Below are 16,090 nucleotides of genomic sequence, written 5' to 3' on the forward strand. Positions count from 1 at the left end.
TTCACCCCACCTCGGCTCGCATTGCGCTGCGCTTCATGCGACCCGATCCTCCCCCTCCAGGGGAGGATGGCGGACATCGGGGATGACGCGAAGTTGAAACTGGCGGAAACGCAACAGCACTGGCACGGTTGCCCAATTGCCCGCACAATCGTTGGGCACTGACCACTGCACGCTAAAAGCCATTTGAACGATAAGAACCTGGCCGGGAACGCCGATGTTCAAGACGCTGCTCACCGCGGGCCTGCTGCTCTCGCTGCCGACGCTGGCTGTCGCCGCCGACATCACCGGCGTGCCGAAGATCCGCGACGGCGACCAGCTCATGATCGGCAGCGTCCGCATCCGGCTCGCAGGCGTCGACGCGCCGTCGACCGACCAGCTCTGCCTCAACACCAAAGGCGAGCGCTGGACCTGCGGCGTCGCGGCGCGCGACGAGCTGATCAAGCATGCCGGCAGCAAGAGCTGGACCTGCCACGCCCGCTCGGTCGATCGTCGCGGCCGCACCATCGCGCGCTGCGAGGTCGACGGCGAGGACATCCAGAAATGGCTGGTCGCGAGCGGCTGGGCGCTGGCCTACACCCGCGCCTCGCATGACTACGAAGCCGACGAGAAGGCCGCGCGTGAGGCAAAAGCCGGGATGTGGCAGGGCGCCTTCATCGCGCCGTGGGACTGGCGGGTGCGCAACAAGAAGACCACCGTGCTCGGCGCGGTGAAGCCGCCCGACGGCGCCAACGCGATCCTGCTCGCCTCGGCCTCCGGCCCGGTGGCGCCGTCACCCGACTGCACCATCAAGGGCAACGTCAACCGCTCCGGCGAATGCATCTTTCATCAGCGGACCAGCCGCTGGTACGCCAAGATCGAAATGAAGATCAGCAAGGGCACGCGCTGGTTCTGCTCGGTCGAGGAAGCCGAGGCCGCCGGCTGCCGCGAGACGCGGCGCTAGTCGGAAGTGCGATTGAGTTGTAGCCTCATCGGCGCCGCTTGCGACGCTCTTTATGAGGAGAAAGCCCCCATCCGGATTGCATCTTCGATGCAATCCGACCTAAGAGCGAGCTTCGCTCGTCTCGACCCCCGCAAGCGGGAGAGGTGAAGGACCACGGCATGACCGATGTCGAGATCGATCCGCCTTCCGTGCGCCGGCGCAGCCGCCTCAGGCAAGCGCAGATGGCATTGCTGCTCGTCCTGGCGATCTACCTGATCGCAGCCTATCTGCTGCTGCCGGCACTGTGGACGCATTACGAGCATCAGAAGGGCCTCGCCAATCTGCCGATGGTGACGCGCACCGCGCAGGGCATTCCCGGCGATCCGATGAATGTCGGGCTGATCGGCGACACCAAGGATGTGGTCTGCGCGATGCACGAGGCCGGCTGGTTTCCGGCCGATCCGGTGACGCTGAAATCCTCGATCGAGATCGTGGGCAGCGTGCTGCTCGATCGTCCCTACAAGGATGCGCCGGTGAGCAACCTGTTCTATCTCGACCGCCGCGAGGATCTCGCCTTCGAGCGGCCGGTCGGATCGAGCGCGGACCGCCGCAACCATGTCCGGTTCTGGAGGGTGCTCGACCAGGGCGAGGAGAAACGTCCGGTGTGGCTGGGCGCTGCGACGCTCGACCGCAGCGTCGGCGTCAGCCACTACACCGGCGCGGTGACGCATCACATCGCGGCCGACCTCGACGCCGAACGCGCGCTGCTCGCCACTGACCTCGAGTCCGCCGGCATGGTCACCGCGAAATATCAGGTCACCGGCATCGGCCCGACCTTCAACGGCCGCAATGGCGGCGGCGATCCCTATTACACCGACGGCGAAATCTGGGTGCTGCGGCTGGTCGAGGCCTGCCGCAAGAACAACGGCACCGTCGAGCAGCTCCCGAGCCCCGCCGCGACCGAGTTGAAGGACCAGATCTGGCGCGCGGTCGTCGAATCGATCGGCAAATAGCATTGTGTCCCGCGGTTTTGGAAACGCTGGATTGCTTCGTCCTGCTCGCAATCGAAGCCGCGATGGAATAGTCTCCGCGCTTGACCCCTCACACGCATAATTTGCGCGCTTTATCCAAAAGGAACAGGACGATGACCGTTCGCGCGGGCCGGGAATTTCTGGCCATCCCCGGGCCCACCACGATGCCCGATCAGGTGCTGCAGGCAATGCACCGCCCGGCGCTCGACATCTACTCCAACGAGATGGTCGAACTGACTGAGAGCCTGCTGCGCGACCTCTCGAAGCTGTTCGTCACCCAGGGCAAGTCCTACATCTACATCTCCAACGGCCACGGCGCCTGGGAGGCGACGCTCTCCAACGTGCTGTCGCGCGGCGACAAGGTGCTGGTGCTGGAGAGCGGGCGTTTCGCGATCGGCTGGGGCCAGGCTGCGGCCGCGATGGGCGCCGAGGTCGAAGTGCTGAAGGGCGACTGGCGCCGCGCGATCCGTCCGGCCGAGGTCGAGGAGCGGCTGCGGCGCGACAAGGAGCACACGATCAAGGCGATCCTCGTGGTGCAGGTCGACACCGCGTCCGGCGCCTATAACGACATCGAGGCGATCGGCAGGGCGATCAAGGCCGCCGGCCATCCTGCATTGTTCATGGTCGACACCGTGGCCTCGCTCGGCTGCATGCCGTTCGAGATGGACAAATGGTATGTCGACGTCGCGATGAGTGGCTCGCAGAAGGGCCTGATGACGCCGCCCGGCCTCGGCTTCGTCGCCGCCAATGACCGCGCCTGGGACGCCCACAAGAAGGCCGATCTGCGCACGCCCTATTGGGACTGGACCGAGCGCGAGGGCAGCGAGCACTACCGCAAATATGCCGGCACCGCGCCGGTGCATCTGCTGTTCGCGCTGCGCGAGGCGATCAACATGCTGCACGCCGAAGGCCTGGAGAATGCGCATCTGCGGCATCGGCTGCTCGGTGAAGCGGTGCGCCGCGCGGTCGCGGTCTGGGGCGAAGGACAGGTGCTCGGCTTCAACATCACTGAGCCCGCCGAGCGTTCCAACACCGTGACGACGGTGACCGTGAAGGGCGCCGACCCCGCCGCGATCCAGCGCTACGCCAAGGAGAAATGCGGCGTGGTGCTCGGCACCGGCATCGGCGATTTGCAGGGCCAGGCCTTCCGCATCGCGCATATGGGCCACGTCAACGCCCCGATGATCCTCGGCACCCTCGGCGTCGTCGAGGTCGCGCTGACAGCGCTGAACATCCCGCACGGCAAGGCCGGCGCCGACGCGGCCATCCAGTGGCTCGGCGAGAACGTGAAGGCGTAGGCCGAGGCGGTCTGAGGCTTTAACCCGTCATCCTGAGGAGCCCGCCAAAGGCGGGCGTCTCGAAGGGATCGACGGCCGCGCTCCCGCCGTGATCGAATCGGAGTGCGCGGAAGTAGCCGGGCCGTCGATCCTTCGAGGCTCGCTCCGCTCGCACCTCAGGATGACGGAAGAGTGGTCGGGGAATAACGCAACGAAGAGGTGCCACGACTTTTTGACGGGGCACGAGCACTTTTCGTCGCCATCATTTTCCGCTTTACTGCCGGCAACAGCCGGGCACGGATCCCTGCGACACAACAAAATGGAGGGACCGCTTGGCATCGGTGGAATTGCGCGGCCTGGTCAAGCGGTTTGGATCGTTTGTCGCGGTTGATGATGTTTCGCTCACGATCGATCATGGCCAGCTGGTCTGCCTGCTTGGGCCGTCCGGCTGCGGCAAGACCACCACGCTGCGGCTGATCGCCGGGTTCCTCGAACCATCCGACGGCGAGATCCGCGTCGGCGAGCGCGTGGTGTCATCGAAGGCGCGCACGCTGCCGCCCGAGCAGCGCAACATGTCGATGATCTTCCAGAGCTACGCGCTGTGGCCGCATATGACGGTGGCGGAGAACATCGTCTACGGCCTGCGCTTGCGCAAAATGGATCGCGACACCATCGCCAAGAAGCTCGCCGCGATCCTGGCCACCACCAAGCTGGAACCACTGGCGCAGCGCTATCCGGGCGAGCTCTCCGGCGGCCAGCAGCAACGCGTCGCGCTGGCGCGCGCGCTGATCGTCGGCCCCGAGACGCTGCTGCTCGACGAGCCGCTGTCGAATCTCGACGCCAATCTGCGCGAGGAGATGCGATTCGAGATCCGCCGCCTGCACGACGAATATCGCTACACCACGGTCTATGTCACCCACGACCAGTCCGAGGCGATGACGACCGCCGATCTGATCGCGGTGATGAATGCCGGCAAGATCGACCAGCTCGGCGCGCCTGAGGACATCTATGCGCGGCCGGAATCCGAATTCGTCGCGCGCTTCATCGGCGCCGCCAATGTGATCAAGGGCACCGCGCGCGATGCGAACCACGTGGAGTTCGCCGGCGCAACGATCGAGGTGGTCGGCGCCACGCTGACGGCCGGCCAGAGTGCGCCGGTCGCGATCCGCCAGCACGAAATCCAGCTCGCGACGCAACCGCCCGCGGCGGCGCAGAACACGCTCAAAGCCATCGTAACGCGGCAGGTCTATCTCGGCATGAACCGCGACTACATGGTGGAAACCGCTGACGGCACGGCGCTGCGGGTGACGACGCCGACCGAAACCGCGGTCGAGAAGGGCAGCGAGGTCTGGCTGACCCTGCCGCCCGCGCGCTGCCGGGCGCTGAGCCGATGACAACAAGAAACGGAGCGAGCCGATGCCGAAGCCGATTTCCAGACGCGGCGTCCTGAAAGGCTCTGCGGCGCTTGCGGTCGGCAAGGTGTTCGCGTCACCGGTACGCGCCGCCGCGCCCGAGCCGGTCGCGATCACGCCCGATCTCGTCGCCGCCGCGACCAAGGACGGCAAGCTCGTGTTCTATTCGTCGATGGACCTGCCGGTCGGCGAAAAGCTCGGCAAGGCGTTCGAGGCCGCCTATCCCGGCATCACCGTGCAGATCGAACGCTCAGGCTCGGAGCGGCTGTTTCAGCGCGTGGCGCAGGAATTCGATTCCAACATCCAGGCCGCCGACGTCGTCAACAGCGCCGATGCCTCGCATTTCATCCCCTGGAAGAAGAGTGGTTGGCTGATGCCGTTCGTGCCCGAAGACGTCGCGAAGCATTTTCCCGACAATTACCGCGACCCCGACGGCATGGCCGTGACCACGCGGCTGTGGCTGTCGTCGATCGCCTACAACACCAATCTGGTGAAGGCGGAGAACGCGCCGAAGAGCTTTGCCGACCTGCTCGACCCGAAATGGGTGGGCAAGATGGTGAAGGGCCATCCGGCCTATAGCGGCACCATCATGACCACCACATTCCAGATCGTGCGCGAGCTCGGCTGGCCTTACCTCGAAAAGCTCGCAAAACAGCGCGTGATGCAGGTGCAGTCCTCGACCGACCCGCCGAAGAAGCTCTCGCTCGGCGAGCGCGCCGTGATGGCCGACGGCAATGAATATGGCATCGTGCTCTTGAAGGAAGCCGGACAGCCGGTCGAGCCGGTCTATCCGACCGAAGGCACGCCGACGATCTCGGGTCCCACCGGCATCTTCGCCGGTGCGCCGCATCCGAACGCCGCAAAGCTGTTCCAGGCCTGGCTGCACACCCGCGAGACCCAGCAATTCTTCGTCGACTTCACCGGCCAATATTCGCTGCACGCCCAGGTGCAGCCGAAGGCCGGCCGGCGCAAGCTTTCCGAAATCAAGCTGATGAAAGAGGATCCGGCGGGGGTGGAAGCGATGACCGAAGAAATCAAGACGCGCTATGCGCGCTTGTTCAGGGTTTGAGCGATGAAGGGCGCGGTGCACACTTCCTTGCCTCGCCCCGCTTGCGGGGAGAGGCCGACGCGCATCGCAAGATGCGCGGCGGGTGAGGGGGACTCTCCGCGCATTCGGTGTCTGCGGAGGCAGCCCCTCACCCCACCCCTCCAAGAGCAAGCTTCGCTTGTCTCGACCCCGCAAGAGCGGGGCGAGGGAGTCGAAACAGCTTGCAGCGTGCCAACATGACAACAACCGCCTCCCCCGCCGCAAAGCCCCGCATCGACTGGACACGCCCCGTGCTGTGGCTGTTCGCGGCGCTGCTCATCCTGCTGATCCTGCTGCCGCTGTCGTGGCTCGCGGTGTTTGCCTTCACCGACAAGAGCCGGCATCCGACGCTGCAAAACTTCGTCACGCTGTTCAGCAACCCGGATTTCCTCGATCCGCTGCTGACGACTGCGATCATCGCGACCACGTCGGCGCTGATCTGCTGCGTCGTCGCGGCGCCGATCAGCTGGCTGGTGTCGCGCACCGACATGCCGGGGCGGCAGACCATCCGCGCGCTGGTGACGGCCTCGTTCGTGACGCCGCCGTTTCTCGGCGCGGTCGCCTGGGAACTGCTGGCTGCGCCGAATTCCGGGCTGTTGAACCAGCTCTACCGGCTGTTCGCCGGCGAAGATGCCGACGCGCTGTTCAACATCTATTCGATGACCGGGATCATCTTCGTGATCTCCTGCTACACGTTCCCGTTCGTGTTCGTGCTGGTGGCCAATGCGCTCGACACCATGCCGGGCGAGCTCGAGGACGCCTCCGCGATCCTCGGCGGCAATGCCTGGACCACTGCGCGGCGGGTGACGATCCCGCTCGCGCTGCCCGCGCTGGTCGCGGGCGCCCTGATCGCGTTCCTGCAGGCGATGACGCTGTTCGGCTCGCCGGCGATCCTGGCGCTGCCGGCCGGCTTCCACACCATGACGACCAAGATCTGGAGTCTGTTCCAGTATCCGCCGAAGCTCGAGCTCGCGGCCGCCGCCGCGGTGCCGCTGCTGGTGCTGACCATCCTGCTGCTGCAGGGCCAGAAGGCGCTGCTCGGCCGCCGCGGCTATTCGGTGATCGGCGGCAAATATGGCGCCCCGCGCCGGGTCGAATTGCGCGGCTGGCGCTGGGCCGCGCTCGGCTTCTGCCTCTTGGTGCTGCTCAACCCGGTGTTCCTGCCTTACCTCGCGCTGCTCAACGCCGCGTTCTCGCCGAACGCGACCACGCTGGTGACGCCATCGACGGCGACGCTGCACAACATCGTCTTCGTGTTCACCGAGCTGTCGTCGACCCAGCTCGCGCTCAAGAACACCGTGATCCTCGGCACCGCGACCGCGACGATCGGCACCATCCTCGCGCTCGTCATCGCCTATGTCACGACGCGCAAGGTGATCGCGGGCCACCGCGTGCTCGGCTTCCTCGCCACCGCGCCGGTCGCGGTCCCCGGCATCGTGCTCGGCGTCGGCCTGTTCCTGAGCTACACGCGGCCGCCCTTCGTGCTCTACGGCACGCTGTGGATCCTGCTGCTGGCGTTCCTCACCATCAATTTGCCGTCCGCCTATCAGCAATTGCAGGCGGCGTTCGCGACGATCCATCCCGAGCTCGAGGAGGCAAGCCGCATCCTCGGCGCGACCCGGCTGCAGGCGCTGCGCCAGATCACCGCGCCGCTGTTGCGCACCGGCGTGATCGCGACCTGGTGCTTCATCTTCATCGGCGTGATGCGGGAACTGTCGGCGGCGATCGTGCTGTTCACCTCGCAGACCAAGGTGCTCTCGGTCCTGATCTACGACCTCAACGAAGGCGGCGACCTCGCCGCGATCGCGGTGCTCGGCATCGCGATGCTGGTGATCACCTTCGCCGTGGTGCTGGCGGTGAACCGGATTCCGATGTCCGGCGGCAATGCCGGCGCGCGGCTGCGGAACGGGTAGTTCGCCCTGTCCCCACGGTCATTGCGAGCGAAGCGAAGCAATCCATCGGTCCGCATACGCGGAGCCATGGATTGCGTCGTCGCTTCGCTCCTCGCAATGACGGGGACAGTGAGGACGTCCAATCGCCCGCCCCATCTGGCAATCGCCACATTCATCCCGATATAGAGCGGAACCCCGCACCATGAGGATCGTGTGACCAAATCCGCCACCACAACATCGCCCCCGGTCGCGCCGCGCCGGCCGCATTCCTTCACCACCCACGGCATCACGGTGACCGACGACTATGCGTGGATCAAGGATCCGAAATGGCAGGAGGTGCTGCGCGATCCCTCGATCCTAGATCCCGACATCCGGACCTATCTCGAAGCCGAGAACGGTTACACCGAGAGCCTGCTCGGCCATACCGACGTGTTGCAGAAGCGGCTGGTCAAGGAGATGCGCGGGCGGATCAAGGAGGACGATTCCAGCGTGCCGTCGCCGGACGGCCCGTTCGCCTATTTCCGCAAGTTCCGCGAGGGCGGCCAGCACGAGCTGTACTGCCGCACGCCGCGCGACGGCGGCGACGCCCATGTCGTGCTCGACGGCGACGCGCTGGCGAAGGACCACAAATATTTCAAGTTCGGCGGCAGCCGGCATTCCAACGATCACCGCCTGCACGCCTGGAGCGCCGACACCAAGGGCTCCGAATATTTCTCGATCCGGGTGCGCGACTGGGCCACCGGCGGTGATCTCGACGACCTCGTCGAGGAGACCGACGGCGGCGTGGTCTGGGCCGCGGATTCCAAAAGCTTCTTCTACGTCAAGCTCGACGACAATCACCGGCCGATGCAGGTGTGGCGGCACAAGCTCGGCACCAAACAGGCCGACGACACCCTGATCTATGAGGAGCAGGATTCCGGCTGGTTCACCCACCTGCACGAGAGCGCGAGCGGCCGCTTCTGCGTGATCGCGGGCGGCGACCATGAGACCTCGGAACAGCGGCTGATCGATCTCTCCAGTCCCGACGCGCCGCCGCGGCTGGTCGCGACACGCGAGGAAGGCGTACAATATTCGATCGCCGACCGCGGCGACGAGCTGTTCATCCTCACCAACGCCGACGACGCCATCGACTTCAAGGTCGTCACCGCGCCGCTCACCGCACCCGAGCGCAGCAACTGGCGCGACCTGATCCCGTATCGCGAAGGCGTCTATGTGCTCGACGTCGAGCTCTATGCCGGCCACATGGTGCGGCTGGAGCGTGCCAATGCGCTGCCGGCGATTATCATCCGCGACCTCAACAGCGGCGAAGAGCACGCGATCGCCTTCGACGAGGCGGCCTATTCGCTTGACACCATGGGCGGCTACGAGTTCGACACCGCCAACCTGCGGTTTGCCTATTCGTCGATGACGACGCCGTCGGAAGTCTATGACTACGACATGGCGACGCGGACGCGGAGCTTACGCAAGCGTCAGGAGATTCCGTCCGGCCACAACCCGGCCGACTACGTCACCACGCGCATCATGGCGACCTCGCATGACGGCGCGCAAGTGCCGGTCTCGATCCTGCATCGCAAGGATTTCGTTCGTGACGGCAAGGCGCCGCTTTTGCTGTATGGCTACGGCTCCTACGGCATGGCGATGCCGGCGTCGTTTGCCGCCAACCGGCTGTCGCTGGTCGACCGCGGCTTTGTGTATGCGATTGCGCATATCCGCGGCGGCGCCGACAAGGGCTGGGGCTGGTATCTCGACGGCAAGCGCGAGAAGAAGACCAACACGTTCGACGATTTCGCCGCCGCCGGGCGGGCGCTGATCGAGGCGAAATATACCGGTGAGAAGCGCATCGTCGGCCATGGCGGCTCGGCGGGCGGCATGCTGATGGGCGCGGTCGCCAACCGCGCCGGCGAGCTGTTCGCCGGTATCGTCGCCGAAGTGCCATTCGTCGATGTGCTCAACACCATGCTCGACGACACGCTGCCGCTGACGCCGCCGGAATGGCCGGAATGGGGCAATCCGATCGAGAGCGAGAAGGATTTCCGCACCATCCTGTCCTATTCGCCCTACGACAATGTCGCGGCCAAGGACTATCCGGCGATCCTGGCGATGGGCGGGCTCACCGATCCGCGCGTCACCTATTGGGAGCCGGCGAAATGGATCGCGCGGCTGCGCGCCACCATGCGCGGCGGCGGCCCGGTGCTGCTGCGCACCAACATGGGCGCCGGCCACGGCGGCGCGTCCGGCCGCTTCAACCGCCTCGACGAGGTCGCGATCGTCTACGCGTTCGCGCTGTGGGCGGTCGGGATGGCTGACAAGGCTGAGGTGTAGGGTGCCGGTTGGCTTGCGCGGTCCCCTCCCCATCGTCGTCCCGGCGAAGGCCGGGAACCATACCGCGTGATCTATCGAGCAAGGCAGTCACAGTACCACGGCACACAACGCAACTGCCAGTCTTCGCCAAACTCCTCCCTGTGGTTATGGGTCCCTGCTTTCGCCGGGACGACGGCGGGATGTATGGCGATCGCTTATCAAGGACGACGGCGGAGAGTGAGGCGCTACCGCCCCTTCGCCTTCCGCCACGTCGCGAAATCCTTCAGCGTCTGTTCGTCGGTCGCAGGATAGAGCCCGAAGATGCCGCGACCGTTCTGGACCTGCTCGGTGACGAAATCCTCGAACGCGGTCATCTCGAAGGTCTCGTCGGCGATCTCGTCGGCGAGATGCGCCGGGATCACGATGGCGCCGTCGCTGTCGCCAAGGACGACGTCGCCGGGAAACACCGGCGCATCGCCGCAGCCGATCGGAACGTTGATCTCGATCGCCTGGTGCAGCGTGAGGTTGGTCGGCGCGCTCGGGCGATGATGAAAGGCCGGGAAGCCGAGCCGCGCGATCTCGGCCGAATCCCGGAAGCCGCCGTCGGTGACAACGCCGGCGCAGCCACGCTTCATCAGCCGCGTCACCAGGATCGCGCCGGCCGACGCGGCGCGCGCATCCTTGCGGCTGTCCATCACCAGCACCGCGCCCACGGGGCACTCCTCGATCGCCTTGCGCTGCGGATGCGCGCGATCGCGGAACACCTCGATCTTGTTGAGGTCCTCGCGCGCCGGCATGTAGCGCAGCGTGAAGGCCTCGCCGACCATGGTCGGCTGATCCGGGCCCAGGGGATGAACATCCTGGATCATCTGGATGCGGAAACCGCGCTTGAACAGCGCGGTCGCGACTGTCGCGGTGGAGACGGATTTCAGCTTGTTGCGGGTGGTGTCGCTGAGTTTTGACATGATGATTTTTCCGATTGTCATTCCGGGGCGGGCGCTACAGCGACCGAACCCGGAATCTCGAGGTTCCGGGTTCGATGCTGCGCATCGCCCCGGAACGACAGTGATCAATAAATCGACGGCTCGCCGACCGGCTTGCCAAAGCCGGTCTCGAGGAAATCGAAGTCGCAGCCCTCATTGGCCTGCTTGATGTGCTTCGAGAACATCCAGCCATAGCCGCGCTCGAAGCGCTGCTCGGGCTGTTTCCATTCGGCGCGGCGCCTGGCCAGCTCCGCCTCCGGCACATCGAGATTGATGGTGCGCGCGGCGACGTCGAGCGTGATGCGGTCGCCGTTCCTCACCAGCGCCAGCGGGCCGCCGATATAGGATTCCGGCGAGACGTGCAGGATGCAGGCGCCGTAGCTGGTGCCGCTCATCCGCGCGTCCGACAGCCGCACCATGTCGCGCACGCCCTGCTTCACCAGCTTGGTCGGGATCGGCAGCATGCCCCATTCCGGCATGCCCGGCCCGCCCTGCGGACCGGCATTGCGCAGGATCAGCACGTGATCGGCCGTGACGTCGAGATCGGGATCATCGACCGCCTTCTTCATCGACGGATAGTCGTCGAACACCAGCGCAGGCCCGGTGTGCTTGAGGAAACGCGGATCGCAGGCGCTTGGCTTGATGACGCAGCCATCGGGCGCGAGATTGCCCTTCAACACCGCGAGTGCGCCCTCCTTGTAGATCGGGTTGTCGACGGTGCGGATGACGTCGTCATTGTGCACCTCGGCGCCATCGATGTTCTCGCCAAGCGTCCTGCCTGACACGGTCATGCAGTCGAGATGCAGATGCGGCTTGATGCGGTTCATCAGGCCGGGCAGCCCGCCGGCATAGAAGAAATCCTCCATCAGATAGAGGTCGCCGCTCGGCCGCACATTGGCGATCACAGGAACCTTGCGGCTCGCGATCTCGAAATCGTCCAGCGAAATGTCCTGGCCGGCGCGGCGCGCCTGCGCGATCAGGTGAATGATGGCGTTGGTCGAACAGCCCATCGCCATCGCGACCGTGATCGCGTTCTCGAAGGCCTTGCGGGTCTGGATCTTCTGCGGCGTAAGATCCTCCCACACCATCTCGACGATGCGACGGCCGGCCTCCGAACTCATGCGGATGTGGTTGGCGTCGGCCGCGGGGATCGACGAGGCGCCCGGCAGCGTCATGCCGATGGCCTCCGCGATCGCGGTCATCGTCGAGGCCGTGCCCATGGTCATGCAGGTGCCGTAGCTTCGGGCGATGCCGGCCTCCATGTCGACCCAGTCCCTGTCGGAGATCTTGCCGGCGCGGCGCTCGTCCCAGTATTTCCAGGCGTCCGAGCCGGAGCCCAGCGTGCGGCCCTTCCAGTTGCCGCGCAGCATCGGTCCGGCAGGCAGGTAGATCGCCGGCAGGTTCATGCTGGTGGCCCCGAGCAGCAGGCCGGGCGTGGTCTTGTCGCAGCCGCCCATCAGTACCACGCCGTCGACCGGATGGCCGCGCAGCAGTTCCTCGGCGTCCATCGCCAGCATGTTGCGGTAGAGCATCGTGGTCGGCTTCAACAGCGATTCCGACAGCGACAGCGCCGGCAGCTCGAGCGGAAAACCGCCGGCCATCAGCACGCCGCGCTTGACGTCGTCGACCCGGCTCTTGAAATGCATGTGGCAGGGCTGCGCATCCGACCAGGTGTTGATGATCGCGATCACCGGGCGGTCGCGCCACTCCTCCGGCGCGTAACCCATCTGCATTGCCCGCGACCTGTGGCCGAAGGCGCGCAAATCATCGGGCGCAAACCAGCGCGCGCTGCGCAATTGATCCGGGGTCTTGTTCTTCTTCGTCATCGCCATGGGTCTCGACATTGCTCGCACGCGCGCGGTTCCGGCGCGCTTGCCCTGCGTCAGGCATATACTCGATTTTCTGACATGTCGTCCCGCCCCCGGCGCAGACGTGCCGTTCGCTGAACGTGCGCCGCACACGCTCCGCAATGTGGCAATCGGAACGTAAACCGGCCCTAGGTTATTTTTGCTGCGCCGTCATCACGATGCGGACCAGATCGGCGGCGTTGCGCGCGCCGAGCTTCTTCATGATGTTGGCGCGGTGATCCTCGATCGTGCGCGGACTGATCCCGAGGTGGCGCCCGGCTTCCTTGTTGGAGGCGCCCGCGGTGAACTGCTCGAGCACCTCGCGCTCGCGGCGGGTCAGCGGCTCGCGACCCGGGAAGTGCAGCGCGGCGATCCGCGACGCGGAGGTCTCGGCCTGGCGCCTGGTGTAGGCGTCGATCGCCTCGTTCAGACGGCTCACGATCTCGTTGCCGCGGAACGGCTTCTCGATGAAGTCGAGCGCGCCGTTCTTGATGGCGCTGACCGCCATCGCGATGTCACCCTGACCGGAGATCATGAAGATCGGCGCCGGATAATCCTCGCCATGCAGCTCTCTCAGGATATCGAGGCCGGATTTGCCGGGGATATGCACGTCGAGCAGGATGCAGGCTGGCGTCCTGCTGCGCGCCACCGCGAGCAACGCCGCGCCGTCCGCAAAGCAGATCACCTTGTAACCAGCGGTCGACAGGACCACTGAAAGCGTCTCGCGAACGGCAGGATCGTCGTCGACTACAAAGATTTCCCCGCGCGGAGCGCCATTTTCAACCATATGCATCGTCCATCAGTGGTGAAGCGTGCTGCCCTGACCGCACAAGAACTAACTCGACCATCTCGATCAATGGACCCGTATTTGTACGGGACGTCCGCTTAACGCACAAGTAGCACCGCGTTCCCTAAAAGTGGGGGGCAGTGGAGAAACATGCATGGAAAATGCAGCGTCGGACCGCGTTGCAGCGCGCTTGGACGAGGGCCATGATCCCTACGGTCTGATCGTGACGGACCTGGTCGCGCTGATTGGCCATGTCCAGGCGAGCCTGCGGCTGATCGAAGCGGCGAGCGCGCGCGAGGCCGTGCTGGCCGCGCGGCAGGCCGACGTCGACACCGTCGTTCTCGACGACGTTACCCCGCGCTATCTCACAGCATCCACCGCCCTGAAGACATGCGATGCCGGCCTCGGCACGACGCTCGACCGCCTGCGCGATTCCGGGGCAGCAGCGCGTCTGCTGAACTGACCCGCCGCCACCGACGGGTTCGGCCCAATCACCTCGATTGTCCCGACGACGCCCAACCCATCAGGCGACGATCCGTTCCACGCATCGTCCGGATTGGCCGCGGGCCTTGCCCGCCCGGTCGGATAGGCCTTCTTGACGTCAGGCCCTGGCCCGCTCTTCGTCCGCGGCCGATCGGCGTTTGCTCGGCTTGCCCTTGAGGAAACTGACGTCCATTTCGGTGCCGTTGACGCGGACCAGTTCGCAACGGCGATAGGCAAGTCCGGTCGAGGACAGCAGGAGGAAAAACTCCTTCAGGTTGAGCCCCTGAATGGAACCTTCGACGGTCAGCGAGGCATCGGTGTCGGAGATGGCATTGAGCTGGCAGTCGCGCCGCCAGGTGCCGTCGATGGCCATGATGCAGACATCGACACCCCGGCTGAAGGTGACCCGCTCAATGGATTTGCCGTCCTCGGTCATCGCTCAATATCCGACCGCCATGGCAGGCTTCGGCATGGCGAGCCCGGCCCGCACCCCGCTCGGCCGGTACAGGCCGCGCCGCTCGGGAATCGGCTTGAACGTGTCGGTCAGGCCGACCACGGTTTCGGCGGCGCCCAGCACCAGGAAGCCGTCGGCCTCCATCAACCGGGCGAGACGGTTGAAGATGCTGATCTTGGTGTCCTGATCGAAATAGATCAGCACGTTGCGGCAGAAGATCACGTCGAACGTGCCGAGCTGGGAGAAATCGTGCAGCAGATTGAGCTGGCGGTGCTGGACCATCGCGCGCAACTCGGGATTGACCTGCCAGAATTCACCCGACTGCTTGAAGTACTTGACCAGCATCTGGATCGGCAGCCCGCGCTGCACCTCGAACTGGCTGTAAATGCCGGCCTTCGACTTCTCCAACACCTCCTGCGACAGATCGGTCGCGATGATCTCGACGCGCCATCCGGCAAGCGCCGCGCCCATTTCCTTCAGGCACATCGCCAGCGAATAGGGCTCCTGGCCGGTCGAGCCGGCGGCGCACCAGATCCGGACGCTGCGGCGCGCGGCGCGTGCCTTCAGCACCTCCGGCATGATGGTGTCGCGGAAGTGCTCGAACGGCACCTTGTCGCGGAAGAAGAACGTCTCGTTGGTGGTCATGGCCTCGACCACTTGGACGGTGTGCGTGGACGAGCCCGCCTTGATCTTGGCGACAAGGTCGGGAATGCCGGACAGGCCGCTTTTGCGCGCCAGCGGAAGCAGGCGGCTCTCGATCAGATATTGCTTGTCCGCGGACAGATCGAGACCGGACTGGTCCTTCAGGAGCTTACGCAGATACTCGTAGTCGGGGGGCGTCACGGGAGCCTCACAAGGGACTGAATGGTGAAACTGGGTGTCAGGCTTCGGCCGACGCGTCGAGCGCCAGCAGGCCCACTTCCTGGAATTTCGCGATCACGATGTCCTTGTCGAACGGCTTCATGATGTATTCGTTGGCGCCGGCATGCAGCGCCCGCGAGATGTGGTCGATGCCGTTCTCGGTGGTGCAGAACACGACCTTGGGCTGATCGCCGCCGGGCATGCGGCGGAGCTGCACGAGGAATTCGAAACCGTCCATCACAGGCATGTTCCAGTCGAGCAGCACGGCATCCGGCAGCGCGCGCTTGCAGGCTTCGAGCGCGACCGCGCCGTCCTCGGCCTCGATGACCGTGAACTCCATTCCTTCCAGAATGCGGCGCGCGATCTTTCGCACCACGCCGGAATCGTCGACGACGAGACATGTCTTCATGTGTTGGCCTCCTTGTGGAATCCACCGTCTCCGCGGTGGAGTGTTACGCTGCAGCAGCTGTTTTGGGCACCAGTTCGAGCACGCGATCGATATCGAGGACGACCATGAGCTGGCCGTCGAGGCGGTGGACGCCGCCGGCGAGCTTGGCCATGCGGGGATCGAGGTTGACCGGGTTGTCCTCGCGGCTGTTTTCGGAGAGCCGCAGCACCTCGCCGATCTGGTCGATCAACAGGCCGTAGGATTCGCCGCGCTGGTCGACGCCGACCGCCATCGGAGGCTTACCGTCGTCGGCCTTCGGCAGCCCGAGCCGGGCGCGCATGTCGACCACGGTGACGATACGTCCGCGC

Annotated in this window: 15 protein-coding genes; 8 read left to right on the forward strand and 7 right to left on the reverse strand. The window is 65.4% G+C overall.

Annotation, left to right across the window (positions count from 1 at the left end):
* Positions 1 to 214: 214 nt before the first annotated feature.
* The 7 genes from ACZBJS_RS21870 (at position 215) to ACZBJS_RS21900 (ending at position 9,940) form a co-directional block, all read left to right on the forward strand.
* Entirely contained in the window at positions 215 to 940 is a 726-nt protein-coding gene (locus tag ACZBJS_RS21870; protein WP_016845489.1) for a thermonuclease family protein, read from the forward strand.
* Positions 941 to 1,098: 158 nt separating this feature from the next.
* Entirely contained in the window at positions 1,099 to 1,932 is an 834-nt protein-coding gene (locus tag ACZBJS_RS21875) for an LssY C-terminal domain-containing protein (RefSeq protein WP_076834750.1), read from the forward strand.
* Positions 1,933 to 2,063: 131 nt separating this feature from the next.
* A complete protein-coding gene (locus tag ACZBJS_RS21880; protein WP_316395448.1) occupies positions 2,064 to 3,248 on the forward strand; it encodes a pyridoxal-phosphate-dependent aminotransferase family protein in 1,185 nt (394 codons plus the stop codon).
* A gap of 320 nt (positions 3,249 to 3,568) precedes the next feature.
* Positions 3,569 to 4,621 carry an ABC transporter ATP-binding protein gene (locus tag ACZBJS_RS21885; RefSeq protein ID WP_316395491.1) on the forward strand — a complete coding sequence of 351 codons (1,053 nt, stop codon included), beginning with the start codon at positions 3,569 to 3,571 and terminating at the stop codon, positions 4,619 to 4,621.
* A 22-nt stretch (positions 4,622 to 4,643) separates the two neighbouring features.
* Positions 4,644 to 5,708: an ABC transporter substrate-binding protein gene (locus ACZBJS_RS21890; protein WP_316395447.1), complete on the forward strand. Its 1,065-nt coding sequence runs from the start codon at positions 4,644 to 4,646 to the stop codon at positions 5,706 to 5,708.
* Between the two features lie 215 nt (positions 5,709 to 5,923).
* Positions 5,924 to 7,639 carry an ABC transporter permease gene (locus tag ACZBJS_RS21895; RefSeq protein WP_057021084.1) on the forward strand — a complete coding sequence of 572 codons (1,716 nt, stop codon included), beginning with the start codon at positions 5,924 to 5,926 and terminating at the stop codon, positions 7,637 to 7,639.
* 192 nt (positions 7,640 to 7,831) lie between these two features.
* The gene (locus tag ACZBJS_RS21900; RefSeq protein WP_316395446.1) at positions 7,832 to 9,940 is read left to right on the forward strand and encodes a S9 family peptidase; all 2,109 of its coding nucleotides are present in this window, start codon (positions 7,832 to 7,834) and stop codon (positions 9,938 to 9,940) included.
* Between the two features lie 224 nt (positions 9,941 to 10,164).
* On the opposite strand, the gene ACZBJS_RS21905 is transcribed toward ACZBJS_RS21900, so the two are convergent.
* The 3 genes from ACZBJS_RS21905 to ACZBJS_RS21915 all read right to left on the reverse strand — a co-directional run bounded on the left by ACZBJS_RS21905 (position 10,165) and on the right by ACZBJS_RS21915 (position 13,536).
* On the reverse strand, positions 10,165 to 10,884 hold the full coding sequence (locus ACZBJS_RS21905; protein WP_316395445.1) for a ribonuclease activity regulator RraA: 720 nt from the start codon (positions 10,882 to 10,884) through the stop codon (positions 10,165 to 10,167).
* 104 nt (positions 10,885 to 10,988) lie between these two features.
* On the reverse strand, positions 10,989 to 12,728 hold the full coding sequence (gene araD, locus ACZBJS_RS21910; RefSeq protein ID WP_316395443.1) for an L-arabinonate dehydratase: 1,740 nt from the start codon (positions 12,726 to 12,728) through the stop codon (positions 10,989 to 10,991).
* Between the two features lie 175 nt (positions 12,729 to 12,903).
* On the reverse strand, positions 12,904 to 13,536 hold the full coding sequence (locus ACZBJS_RS21915) for a response regulator transcription factor (protein ID WP_018269422.1): 633 nt from the start codon (positions 13,534 to 13,536) through the stop codon (positions 12,904 to 12,906).
* Between the two features lie 154 nt (positions 13,537 to 13,690).
* On the opposite strand from ACZBJS_RS21915, the gene ACZBJS_RS21920 reads away from it, so the two are divergent.
* Positions 13,691 to 13,999 (forward strand): hypothetical protein, encoded by a 309-nt coding sequence (locus ACZBJS_RS21920; RefSeq protein ID WP_316395442.1) that lies wholly within the window; start codon positions 13,691 to 13,693, stop codon positions 13,997 to 13,999.
* 138 nt (positions 14,000 to 14,137) lie between these two features.
* On the opposite strand, the gene ACZBJS_RS21925 is transcribed toward ACZBJS_RS21920, so the two are convergent.
* From ACZBJS_RS21925 to ACZBJS_RS21940, 4 genes are all read right to left on the reverse strand, one after another.
* Complete coding sequence (locus ACZBJS_RS21925; protein ID WP_076834731.1) at positions 14,138 to 14,455, reverse strand: pilus assembly protein PilZ; 318 nt, start codon at positions 14,453 to 14,455, stop codon at positions 14,138 to 14,140.
* Positions 14,456 to 14,458: 3 nt separating this feature from the next.
* A complete protein-coding gene (locus tag ACZBJS_RS21930) occupies positions 14,459 to 15,316 on the reverse strand; it encodes a CheR family methyltransferase (protein ID WP_076834729.1) in 858 nt (285 codons plus the stop codon).
* 37 nt (positions 15,317 to 15,353) lie between these two features.
* A complete protein-coding gene (locus ACZBJS_RS21935) occupies positions 15,354 to 15,743 on the reverse strand; it encodes a response regulator (RefSeq protein WP_018269419.1) in 390 nt (129 codons plus the stop codon).
* Between the two features lie 43 nt (positions 15,744 to 15,786).
* Positions 15,787 to 16,090: chemotaxis protein CheW (locus tag ACZBJS_RS21940; protein ID WP_463439124.1), on the reverse strand; the 304-nt coding region annotated here is incomplete at its 5' end.

Source organism: Bradyrhizobium sp. KZN70725, from assembly GCF_055264925.1.